This is a genomic window from Rhodopirellula islandica (assembly GCF_001027925.1).
Classification (GTDB): domain Bacteria; phylum Planctomycetota; class Planctomycetia; order Pirellulales; family Pirellulaceae; genus Rhodopirellula; species Rhodopirellula islandica.
Genome location: NZ_LECT01000038.1, coordinates 131433 through 142937, shown reverse-complemented (window position 1 = coordinate 142937; position 11505 = coordinate 131433). Strand labels below are relative to the sequence as shown.

The window sequence follows — 11505 nt, the reverse complement described above, 5'->3', positions numbered from 1 at the left end:
GGGATCAGGAGTCGATTTCGACGCGTTCGCCGTGCTCGTCACGGCAATCCACTTCCAGGTGTTCCGGGAACAGTCCTTCGCTTCCGAGGATTTGAACGGTCATGTTACCGGATTCTTCCATCTCGCTGACGGTGCGGCGTTTCTTGTTGTTCAAGAACGCGGAGACTTCGTCATTGACCCGAACGGTGACGCGAACGATGTGTTTGTTCTTGACCGCCAGTGCCAGCATGCGGACGACTTCGATGGACATGCTCTCGGGAGTCTTGACCAATCCACGGCCTTCGCAGCAAGGACAGTCTTTGTAGATGCTGCGTTTCAGGCTGGGGCGAATCCGTTGGCGAGTCATTTCGATCAAGCCAAACGGGCTGGTTCGAAGAATTTTCGTGCGAGCGCGGTCGTTGGCCATCGCATCGCGAAGAACGCGTTCGACTTTGCGACGATAGCTTTCCTTTCGCATGTCGATGAAGTCGTTCACGATCACGCCCCCCAAGTCACGCAGGCGAAGTTGGCGTGCGATTTCTTTGGCCGCGGCGATGTTCAGTCGGAATGCGTTTTCTTCCGCCGAGGCGTTGCCGCGGAAGTTGCCGCTGTTGACGTCGATGGCCACCAAGGCTTCCGTCGGGTCGATCACGATCGAACCCCCGTCGGGCAACGCAACTTGGCGTTGGTTGATCTTCACGATCTCCTCTTCCAGGTTGTATTTGTGGAACAGGGGGCCGGGGCCGTCGTAGTATTTCAAGCGATCGACGACGCGAGGCATGACCATTTTTAGGAAGTCACGAGCCTTTTCGTAGGACTCCTTTTGATCGATCAGGATGTGATCGATGTCGTCGCTGTAGATGTCGCGAATGGTGCGAATGATCAGATCGCTTTCTTCGTAGATCTCACCGGGTTCGGTGGTGTTTTCGACTCGGCGGACGATCGCTTTCCAGAGTCGCAACAGGTAATCCATGTCGCGTTGCAGTTCGTCTTCGCTGCGTCCGGCGCCGGCGGTGCGGACGATGAAGCCGAGGCCCTTGGGTGGGCTGAGCGACAGCAGGCATTTTTTCAAACGTTTGCGATCATCTTCATCTTCGATCTTTCGGCTGACACCAACGCGTGAGAGCGCGGGCATGAGCACGAGGTAACGACCTGGGATGGAGATGTAAGTGCTGAGCGTGGGGCCTTTGTTGCCAATGCCTTCCTTGATGACTTGCACCAAGACTTCATCGCCGCGTTTGAAAACCTCTTGAATGGGAGGTTTGTTACGGGGGCGTCCCCCTTTGAAGACTCGCGTGCTGCCTCGTCCTGATTCGCGATTGCGTTGGGCGGCCGCTTCGGCCATTTCGTCCGATTCCCGCATGATTTCTTCGGGATCGTATCCGCCTTGGCGGAAGTATTGCGGCTCGATGTCGCTGATGTGCAAGAAGCCATTTCGGCCCACGCCAAAGTCGACAAACGCCGCTTGGATGCTGGGTTCGAGATTGACGATCTTGCCGCGGTAAATGTTGCCGGAGTAGTTCTCAACGCTCTTCCGTTCGACGTAAAGCTCTTCCAGTCGATTGTTCTCGACCACGGCGATACGGCTTTCTTCGGGCTGAAGCACGTTGATCAGCATTTCACGTTTCATCTAAGTCACCTCTTCTTCTGTGTTAAGCCGGCTTGATGTGATTGCCAACAAGGACGGTCACATGGACGCCGACGTTACGAAAGTATGTGGGTGCTCCTGGGTCAGGAGCGTTTAATTCGGGTTCGGCCCTTGGAGTTCAACGCCGGTGCGAACGATGGTCGCGCCGCGTTCGGGCCAGTCGCTCAGGTCCAGCAGGTCGAGCAAGTCCTGCATTTTCAGGGACGCTCCGTCGGCCAGGACCATGCGAGCAAACAGTTGGTTGTCCTGCAGTTCGATCGTGGGCAAGTGTTCCTTCACGATCGCAGTGACCGTCTTGCCTTTCCGTTCGACGGAGACCGATTCTTGGAGTTGCAGTGCTTCGATGTTTTGATTGACTTGGTCGCGATTGGATTCGTCCCAGTCGTCTGGCAAGGAAACCGTGTACAGGGTCGCGGCGATCTGAGCCTTTTTTACTCCATCGGGAATCTTCTCGACGGAATGGATTGTGAGGCCGGGTTGCTCATCGCCCCGCAAACGTTGCAGCAAATCGTCCGCTTCGAGGTCTTCGCAAAGATCGATTTCGGCCACTTCGTCGAGGCTCTCGATTCCCAGCGGCAGGGCCGAGGGGAACGCGATTCGAGGCGTGGGGTGAAAACCTTCTGTCATCGACAGGGGCAGGGCCACTCGTCGTGCGACACGCTCGAACAGCAATGCCAAGTCGCGGTGGCTGATCCATCGCAACAGGCCTGTTTTTGCAAAGCGGACGCGATAGCGAATCCGCAATTGATCCAGCGGATGCAGGTTGGGCGATTGCCGAGAAGGCCGTGTTCTCATTGCATCACCAGTTCGGGAGCCAGGTCGGCCAGTCGATCCAGCAGATACAGGTCGACGTCGCGAGCTGCTTCTAGCTTCATCACACGTTCGGCGATCGCTTGGCATTGTTCGATCGAAACGTTTCGAATGACCTTTTTCACCCGAGGCAATGCCGAGGGCGGAACGCTGAGGTTGCGAACGCCCATGCCCAGCAGCAGCAGCGCGCGGCCGGGATTGCTGCTCATTTCGCCGCAAACGCTGACTGGCGTTTGGCTTTGGGCAGCCACATCAATGCTGCGCTGGATCAATCGCAGCACCGCTGGGTCGCTCGATTGATAAAGGTCGGCGACGTATTCGTTGCTGCGGTCGACCGCCAAGGTGTACTGAGCCAAGTCGTTGGTGCCGATGCTGAAGAAGTCCACTTCTTTGGCGAAGTGTTCCAGCATCATCACGGCGGCGGGAACCTCGACCATCATTCCAACCGGCAAATCACTGCGGTATGGGAGGCCGGATTCGTGCAAGTCTTCCGCGACGACGTTCAGCAGCATGCGGGCCTGGCGAAGTTCGTTGATCGTGGTGATCAAGGGGAACATCACACGAACATCGCCATGCACGGCGGCTCGCAGGACGGCCCGGAGTTGGGGCCGGAACACATCCAGGTTGCGGAGCGACAGCCGGATGCTGCGGAGCCCTAAGAAGGGATTGTTTTCGCGATGGGCCATGTTGCCGCGGCCCATTTTGTCGGCGCCCAGATCGAGCGTTCGGATGACCACGGGGCGGCCGTCCATCTTCTGGACGACTTCGGAATAGGCCTGGTAGTGATCTTCTTCCGACGGTTCGTCGTCGGAGGACAGGTACAGGAATTCCGTGCGATACAGTCCGATTCCATCGGCCCCACGTTCGATGCAAGCGGCTGTTTCGTGAGGGAACTCGATGTTCGCATTGAGCTGGATGCGGACGCCATCGGTGGTTTCGGCGGGCAGTTGGCTGAGTTCTGCCAATCGCACCGCGAGAGAGCGACGGTACTCCGCTCGTTGAAGATAGTTTTCCAGAACGTCGTCGTCGGGATCGACAATCAGTTTGCCGCGGTCCCCATCGACGATCACGCAGTTGGATCCGGCGATTTGGTGCAAGAAATCCCCGATGCCAACCACGGCCGGGATCTCCAGTCCTTTGGCGACGATTGCGGTGTGCCCACCGGGGCCGCCGATTTCGGTGCAGAAACCTTTGACGTATCGGCGATCCAGGTTGGCTGTTTCGCTGGGCGTCAGCATGTGCGAAAGCACGATGACTGGTTCGCTGAGATCCGACAGCGGTTGGCGAGTGACAGCGCCGAGTTGCATCAGCAGTTGACGCTCGATGTCCAGCACGTCTTGGGCACGATCGGCCAGAAGCGGGTTGTCGAGTCGGCGAAGAGCAGAGGCGTAGTTGTGCAGCACACCACTGACGGCAAAGGCCGCGGATTGCCGGTCGGCACCGATTCGACGTTGCAGTTCGGAGTGCAGTCGCGGGTCGTGCAGCATCTGCAGTTGAGCCGCGAAAATATCGCCGGTGGAGCGTCCGGCGGTGGCGGTGGTTTCAAGCCGGCTGTGTTCCAAGTGGGCGCTGACCAAGTCGACTGCTGTGTGCAGACGCGCGAACTCATCCTCGACGTCAGACGCCGGGACGATGCAACGCGGGATGCGGTATCCATCGGCGTCCAGCACCAGGGCTGGACCGATGGCGACACCCGGTGAAACGGGAATGCCTTGCAATTCAAGCATCATGCTTCGATGCCGAAAAACTCGATCCGATTGATTTCTTCTTGTGCGTTCAGCAGTCGGTTTGTGTGGGACACAAGCCAAGGTTGCCAACCAATGATTGTCATGAATTCCCCGGCGGTGGGATTTTGCCCACCCAGGAGGTTCGCGGGGGCGTGTGAATCACACCGGTCGCGACGGTCCCCGCGGTTCCTGAGTTGGGTTCGCGGGGCGGGAGGGGGCTGTGTCGAAACGGAACATCAGGAGCGCCATTGAGGGGCGGGTGATGAGCGGTTTCGGCGGGACGCTTCGTGCCGGATGTTTCTTCGATGGTTGGGTGAAAAACTGCTTAAACGCGAACCGGCACCACCGGGCAATGGGAAAAAAGGATCGGGAAAAACGACATTTGGATCTCTCTACGAGGGTGATTGGTCAGGAGAATCGCTGGTGCCGCCGGCCGAGCAGGCAGGGGAACCAGTGGTCTCATCGAGTTCATGGAAGCCGAGGTCGAACAATCGAGCGACGGCTTCGAGGGCTTGTTCGGCGTCTTGTCCTTGGGCGGAGACCGTGAGGTCGGTCCCCTCGGTGGCTCCGAGTGTCAACAGAGACAGGATGCTTCGGCAGTCCACCTTTTCAGATCCCTTTTGAAGGAAGATCTGAGATTGGAATTCCGATGCGCAGCGAACCAGCAAATCCGCTGGACGGGCATGCAAACCTTGGCGATTGAGGACACGAACAGAACGCTCGTGTAGGGGGGCACTCATGCGATCACCGCGGGGCGGGTGACAGTGGAATCAACAGTGCGAACAGGGGCATCAAGCACAGGGCCACCCAAAAGTGGAACTGGCCGTGAGTTGCTGCCTCGGTGTTCGTTCATGATGAAGGATTGGTTCAGCAGGAAAACGTTCAACCGGCGGCAAACTGGTTGTCGTCGGCTTCTTGCAGCAATTGTTGGATGTCGTCTGGGGTCTTGCTCTGTTTGAGAAAGCGGCAGAACGATTCATCTCGCAATTGACGCGAAATGTTCTCGAGAGCTCGCAGGTGATCGCCGGGGCGTTCCGGCGGGCTGATCAAGAGGAAGAACAGTTGAACGCGTTCGCCATCGAGCGAGTCGAAGTCAACGCCTTGCTCACTGACACCCACGGTGCCAACGAGTTGTTGAACGCTGGGGTGTTTGGTGTGAGGGACGGCGACGCCGCGGCCGATGCCGGTGCTGCCGAGTTCTTCCCGCTTCATGATGGCAGCGACGATATCGTCGCGCTGGTCAGCGGAGATTTCGCCAGCATCGAGAAGCGATTGGACCAGTTCGTCGATCACCGCTTCTTTGGTTGTGGCGGTCAATTCGGCGCGGATGGCGCCAGTTTTTACAAAGTCGGAGAACTTCATGGAACAAATTGTCTGAAATGCGAATGAATGGAAGCGTTTAGGTGAAATGCCGGCACGGATTCGCAACGAGGACGGGCCGAGGGCTCATTCCTCGTTGGTGTCGACGCTTTCGATGTGTTTGTGGGCGGTGGCGCGATGTTCGGTCTTCTTCTCTTTCAACTTCCGCAATTGCTGTTCAGCTTTCGGGATGGCTGCGTCCAAGGCAGCGATGACGGTGGTCGCCTCCGCGTGCGCGATCAAATCATCCGAATGCTCGACGGAAATCCGAAATTCGACATGAGGTTTGTCGAGGTTTTCAAGGTCGATGGTGACGTCGATCGCATTCACTCGATCGTAAAGACGTCGCAGTTTGAGGGCCTTTTCTTCGACCAAAGCTTGGTCGCCGGGTTGCAATGCCCCGTGCCGGGCGGAAACGTTCACCTGCATGCTCAACCTCTTGCTGTTTTATTATTTGAGATTCGTGCGACCGAACCGCGACCAAACCTAGAAAGCTAATGATAGCCGTGTCGGGTCTGTCGTCCACAAAGCCAAGCGTAGCCGACTTTGTCGCAGGGGAACAGCGATCCTTTTTGGCAATTTTGAACATTGCTCGCAGCTTTACAGCCTAGCCCCGTGACAAAACGCCTGCGAATGGATACGCTTCGCGGTTCGTCCACTGGTTTTTGATTGTCCACCCTCCAACCCCCACAGCTTTGATTTATGGCTCGAAAGGTCATCAGCCGTCAGGAAAAAGCTGCCGAAGCAGAAGCCGCTGAAAAGTTGGCCGCTGAGGCCAAGCGGAAGAAAGCGTCCAGCCGGAAAACCAAAAAGGCAGCCGCCGATGTTCGCTTGCGCCTTTATTGGGGCGTCTTTAGTCAGAACTTGAAACGCGTTGCCGTGTTTGAGTTCGACCAAAAAGACGAGGCGCTCAAGCGATCTGAAGAACTGAGCAAGGGGGGCAAGGCGCCTCACTTCGTTCAGAAGGTCAAGGAAGAGATCCGAGTCGAATAGGCAGTCGCGAGTGAACGTGCCGGTTTCCCAGTCTGCAGCCGGTTTGCCATCATCGGCCAGTTATCGCTTTCCCGCCGAATGGGAGCCTTGCAAGGCCGTTTGGTTGGCTTGGCCTCACAATCGCGACACTTGGCCAGGCCATTTCGGGCCTGTGCCAGCTGCTTTTGCTCGATTTGTTCTCGCGATCCATCAGTCGACCCCGGTGCGAATTCTGGCAGCGGGTTCGGTTGCCGAGGATTGTCGCGCCCGCCTGTGCGAGATTGGGCTTTCTGAAGGTGATTCGTTGCGGATCGTCGACGTTCCCACCAACGATTGTTGGGTTCGGGACTACGGTCCGACCTTTGTCTTCGACTCGCAGCAAGGAAAGGTTGCCGTCAACTGGCGATTCAACGCTTGGGGCGGGAAATACGAGCCTTTTGATGCCGACGCTGCCGCGGGAGCGGAAATCGCCAAATGGGCTGGTCTGCGGCGAATCGACGGCGGTTTGACGATGGAAGGCGGGGCTCTGGAGACGGACGGGGCAGGGCGTTTGTTGGTCAATCCAGGGTGTTTGATTGACCCGGCTCGCAATCCCGGGGTGTCAAAAGAGGAGATCTCGCAACGTTTGAATCAATGCCTTGGCGTTCATGAAATTGTGTGGGTCGATGGTGGCGCTCCGGCGGGGGATGACACCGATGGGCACATCGACCAGATCGCGCGGTTCTTGGATCCGGAGAACGTTGTCTGTGCCGTGGCGGATTCCGAGGAGGACGCCAGTTTTGCGGGTTTGGAGGCGAATTTCCGCAAGTTGAGATTGTGGTCGCGGCAAACGGAGCCCGGTGTGACCGTTCATCGTTTGCCGACCCCGGCACCTCGTGAAATCGATGGTGCCGCTGTGCCGCAGAGTTACTGCAATTTCCTGCGGTTGGGGGAAAAGCGAATGTTGGTGCCGACCTTTCGGTCCGCGGAGAGCGATGAGCGGGCGTTGGCCTTGCTCCGTGCCTGGTGCCCCGGCGTTGAGGTGGTCGGGGTGGACTGCTTTGACATTGCTTGGGGGCTAGGGGCGCTTCATTGTGCCAGTTGCCACGAGCCGGCTGAATTTCCGGTTTGAAGTGTTGGTGATGGCTTTTTCGGCGGTTTGGGGCACGCTCGGAGGTCTGTTTTGATTCGCTGGGGCTCGGATTTCGGTCCGAAACCCTCGAAATCGAGCTGGGGACGTTGATTCGCCCTTGGGCGAAAATCCTCCGAAGGGTATACCTAGCGGCTTGACAATCCGACGGATCGTCCATTGATGCCGCGCTCGTCGCGATGCCTCGCCGCCCCATCACAAAATTGCCCGAGAAAAATCGGGTACCAGAGGGACACTCTTGTAGAGAAGAGGGTGTCAGCGGCGGGGAGCGAGGCCCGATCAATCGATGTCGGTCGGCCCACGAACCGGTTTCCTGCACGCAGGCAGAGTCCAAGCCGCGATTGAAGCCAGTTCAGATCATTGCACACTTTTTGTCGACGCACAGCTAACGCATTCCGGGCCTTTCTAGATGGGCTTGTTCGGATCGCTGGTTGGCGTCGCATTGGAAACCACATGCCAGACAATTGGAATATCCTCGCGAGTTTGTTGGGGACACCCAAGCCGCCGGATCGCCCTGCAGCCAAAGTCGAACCCGAAAAACCTGTTGCAGAACCTGAGGCCGCCGCGGAATCTCGCGAGCCAAAGGAAAAGGAAGCCGCTTCGAAGCAAGAGCAGCCTGCTGATTCTGCACCGAAGAAGGCGTCTGCCTTCTCGGATGTGGAAGAGGGGGCTGACGACGTGTTGCAGGCTTTGGCCGCTGTCAAACCACCGCCGAAATTGCCAGGTTTTGGCATTTCCGCTGAGGATGAATCCGCTGAGGATGAATCCGATCAGGATTCCCCCTCGGGATTCGGAGACGCAGAAGGAAAAATCTCGAAGCGAGAAACGCAGCTGAAATCAGGCGGCGAGAAATCGCCCGCTGCCAAGCGTGATCGAAAGCATCGCGGCACCCCAGATTTGGGCGAACCGCCTCGCAAACGCGATGGCGGCAGCGGATTCGCAAGCGGGATTCTCGGGGACGATGATTCGGATGTCGTGGACGACTCCGATCTGGAGCTCTTGGATGACGAGTCTGATCTCGTCGTTGCAGGCACCGTCGAAATTGAAAGTTGGGACGCGGATTCGGTTGATGAAGACGAATCGCCTTCCGCAGCCAAGCCTGAACGCGAGCGAAATGGCCGCGGTCGTGGTCGCGGAGGACGCAGTCGCCGGGGTCGCGATTCAGAAGACTCGCAGGACGAGTCCACTGAATCCAAGGCTTCGGAGTCCAAACCGTCGGAATCAAAGCCCAGTGGTGGTCGCGGTGGCCGTCGTGGTCAGCGACAGAAAATGTCCGGATCGGACGTGGTCGTGGAGGCTCGTTCGGAGCCCGCTCGAGGTGACCGCGAAGAATCGGATTCGGAAGCATCTGAAACTCGCGGGCGTCGTCGACGCCGGGGTGGGCGTCGCGGTGAGCGATCGGATTCCGATCGTGGATCCGAAGAACGACCCAAGGCGGAGCAGCCGACCGCAGAACGTGGCGAACGAAGCCGTCCCGGTGGACGTGACGAGGGACGCACAAAAGCCTGGGATGATTCGGATCTGGAGTCCGATGACGATTCCTTCGCAGCGGATCTGTTCGTCGATGATGGTTCGGTTGATGAGCCGTCCGCCGACCGTGATTCGAAGCGTTCAAAAGAAGATTCCGAGGATGACGAACCCCGCGCGGGCCGTCGGCGTTCGCGTCGTGGTGGCCGTCGACGTGGCGGACGCGGGCGCGAAGAACGCGAGTCTTCCGAAGTGAAGGCACGCGGTGGTCGCGATTCCGAATCCGACAAAGAAAACGATTCGTTGGAGGACGAGTTGCCGCGATTCGCATTCGCCGACGATGACGATTCCGTTGATTCGGAGCTAGAAGAATCTGACGGCGACAAAGAGAACAGCGACAAAGAAACTCGATCACGAGGTCGTTCGCGATCTCGCGGGGGGCGTAAACGAGACCGGGACGGCGACCGTGAACGTTCGGGCGGTTCCGATCGCTCAACAAGTTCGGAGCGTTCCGATCGTGATGGCAATTCTGACCGCGAAGGCGGTTCAGAGCGTTCCAGCGGATCTGGCCGTGATGGCGAGCGATCTTCGTCTCGTGGACGTCGTGGGGAACGCAAGGATTCTCGCAAGAAGGATCCGGACATTCCGACTTGGGACGAAATCGTCAATCAGATTGTTGATAGCAATTTGAAGGGCCGGAAAACCCAGCCTCCACGTGGAGGCCGCGGTCAATCTGGCGGCGGCAGCTCTCGAGGTCGTCGTCGCTGATGGTGATGGCGGTGTTTGTCACCGCTTTGCCGTCCCAATCGTCTAGCCATCCCAAACAATCCATCCAAAATCAATCAAGGAATCTCCATGTTTAAAAACTTCTGTCCTTCCGCGCTTGGCATCAACGGTCGTCAAAGCGAGTTGATCGAATTGGCCCTGACTTACGCATTTCGCGGCATGGACGTCGACATGCACGACATGCTTCGTCGTTCGCAGCGAACCACGTTCGAAGACGCTTCGAAGTACCTCAAGGCTTCGGATATCAAAATCGGCTCGTTCCAATTGGCGATCGATTTGGATTCCGACGACGACACGTTCACAGCCGCAGTGGCTCAGTTGCACCCGCTTGGCGAAATCGCTCAGCAACTCGGTGCGGAACGCGCTTTGATTCGCGTCCCAGCGGCGACCAATCGGTTGCCGTTCAACGAGTTCTTCGATGTCCAGCGCAACCGCTTGGGGCAAATCGCAGATGTCTTGGGCCAACGCGAGATCAAATTGGGCGTTGGGTTCCGAGCCGGAACGGAATTGCTGGAAGGCAAAGAGTTCACCTTCGTCAACAACGTGGAGACCTTCCGTGCGTTGGTCGACGCGGTGCCGAACGAAAATGTTGGCTACGTGATCGATACCTGGGACTGGGTTGTTGGCGACGGTGCCATGGACCAGCTCAGCGAAATCTCGGGTGAAAAGATTGTTGCTTTGCGTCTCGGGTCGGTCCCCGCAGAAGCTGACATGGCGACCGTGAAGTCGACCGACCGTCTGCTTCCCGAATTGAACGGCATGACATTGGATCACGTGAAGGTCGTCAGTCACCTGAACGAAACCAACTTCAGCGGCCCAATGAGCCCCACGGCATCGACGTCGCAGTACAAAGGTCAAACCCGCGAATTCTTGGTTCAGAAATCCCAAGAAGCGATCGATGGGATCTGCAAAGAGGCCGGCATGACCGTGGCTCCATTGCCCATGGATTTGATCGAAGACATTCCTTACGAACCGACCCCCATGTGATCCAGCGGGAGAACTTCCATTATGAGTCAATCTGAACTCGACCTATTAGACCAGCTCGGCGGCACCGACGGGATCCGTCGCGTCGTCGACGAGATGTATGTCCGCGTGCTAGCGGACCCAGAGTTGACTCATTTCTTTGAGGGAGTTCCCATCGAGAAATTGGCGCGGATGCAGGCTGAGTTCATCGCTTCGATCACTTCGGGCGAGATTGAGTACACGGGCGCGGACCTCACCAGGGTTCACGCCGGTCGTGGAATCACCCGGGCCCATTTCTCAACGTTTTGTGGTCACTTGACGGATGCATTGGAAGCGAAGAATGTCCCCTCGCATGCCATTCATCAGGTGCTCGGTAAATTGGCGATGTACAGCGATAAAGTCACCGGTTCGAGCAACGTCGACGGTTGATGCAACGCCGCCAAATTGGACGTTCGCCTTGTCTTTTGGGAGGCAGGACGTGTCAACGATTGGTTGATTTCGTTCTGTTTTTCTAAGCGACAAGACGCTCGTCGCATGTTTTGACTGCCTCGCAGCCGACGGCGATCGCCAGGTCGCTTTTGGCTGTCCCGGTCGACCGGATTTGGGCTACCGGATCCAGGCTACCGGACCTTGTTGGCTTCGCTGACAGTTGGAGCTGATTCTTA

The 11505-nt window shown here is 57.6% G+C and carries 11 protein-coding genes; 5 read left to right on the top strand and 6 right to left on the bottom strand.

Annotated features, from left to right (window positions below):
• Nucleotides 1–4: 4 nt before the first annotated feature.
• The 6 genes from RISK_RS18705 to hpf form a co-directional block, all read right to left on the bottom strand.
• Entirely contained in the window at nucleotides 5–1609 is a 1605-nt protein-coding gene (locus tag RISK_RS18705; protein WP_047815838.1) for an Rne/Rng family ribonuclease, read from the bottom strand.
• A 111-nt stretch (nucleotides 1610–1720) separates the two neighbouring features.
• Nucleotides 1721–2422 carry a TIGR03936 family radical SAM-associated protein gene (locus RISK_RS18700; protein WP_047815837.1) on the bottom strand — a complete coding sequence of 234 codons (702 nt, stop codon included), beginning with the start codon at nucleotides 2420–2422 and terminating at the stop codon, nucleotides 1721–1723.
• Nucleotides 2419–4164 (bottom strand): phosphoenolpyruvate--protein phosphotransferase, encoded by a 1746-nt coding sequence (ptsP, locus tag RISK_RS18695; RefSeq protein WP_236696466.1) that lies wholly within the window; start codon nucleotides 4162–4164, stop codon nucleotides 2419–2421. Before ptsP ends, RISK_RS18700 begins: the two co-directional genes overlap by 4 nt.
• A gap of 392 nt (nucleotides 4165–4556) precedes the next feature.
• The gene (locus RISK_RS18690; RefSeq protein ID WP_047815836.1) at nucleotides 4557–4904 is read right to left on the bottom strand and encodes an HPr family phosphocarrier protein; all 348 of its coding nucleotides are present in this window, start codon (nucleotides 4902–4904) and stop codon (nucleotides 4557–4559) included.
• Nucleotides 4905–5046: 142 nt separating this feature from the next.
• Nucleotides 5047–5526 (bottom strand): PTS sugar transporter subunit IIA, encoded by a 480-nt coding sequence (locus RISK_RS18685; protein WP_047815835.1) that lies wholly within the window; start codon nucleotides 5524–5526, stop codon nucleotides 5047–5049.
• Between the two features lie 84 nt (nucleotides 5527–5610).
• A complete protein-coding gene (gene hpf / locus RISK_RS18680) occupies nucleotides 5611–5952 on the bottom strand; it encodes a ribosome hibernation-promoting factor, HPF/YfiA family (protein WP_047815834.1) in 342 nt (113 codons plus the stop codon).
• A gap of 273 nt (nucleotides 5953–6225) precedes the next feature.
• On the opposite strand from hpf, the gene RISK_RS18675 reads away from it, so the two are divergent.
• The 5 genes from RISK_RS18675 to RISK_RS18655 all read left to right on the top strand — a co-directional run bounded on the left by RISK_RS18675 (nucleotide 6226) and on the right by RISK_RS18655 (nucleotide 11269).
• The gene (locus RISK_RS18675; RefSeq protein ID WP_047815833.1) at nucleotides 6226–6516 is read left to right on the top strand and encodes a hypothetical protein; all 291 of its coding nucleotides are present in this window, start codon (nucleotides 6226–6228) and stop codon (nucleotides 6514–6516) included.
• Nucleotides 6517–6526: 10 nt separating this feature from the next.
• Nucleotides 6527–7606, top strand: a complete 1080-nt coding sequence (locus tag RISK_RS18670) for an agmatine deiminase family protein (RefSeq protein ID WP_083435042.1) — start codon at nucleotides 6527–6529, stop codon at nucleotides 7604–7606.
• Between the two features lie 471 nt (nucleotides 7607–8077).
• A complete protein-coding gene (locus tag RISK_RS18665; RefSeq protein ID WP_047815832.1) occupies nucleotides 8078–9859 on the top strand; it encodes a hypothetical protein in 1782 nt (593 codons plus the stop codon).
• A gap of 87 nt (nucleotides 9860–9946) precedes the next feature.
• Nucleotides 9947–10864, top strand: coding sequence for a sugar phosphate isomerase/epimerase family protein (locus RISK_RS18660; RefSeq protein ID WP_047815831.1), 918 nt, complete (start codon nucleotides 9947–9949; stop codon nucleotides 10862–10864).
• A 21-nt stretch (nucleotides 10865–10885) separates the two neighbouring features.
• Entirely contained in the window at nucleotides 10886–11269 is a 384-nt protein-coding gene (locus RISK_RS18655) for a group I truncated hemoglobin (protein WP_047815830.1), read from the top strand.
• Nucleotides 11270–11505: the final 236 nt, after the last annotated feature.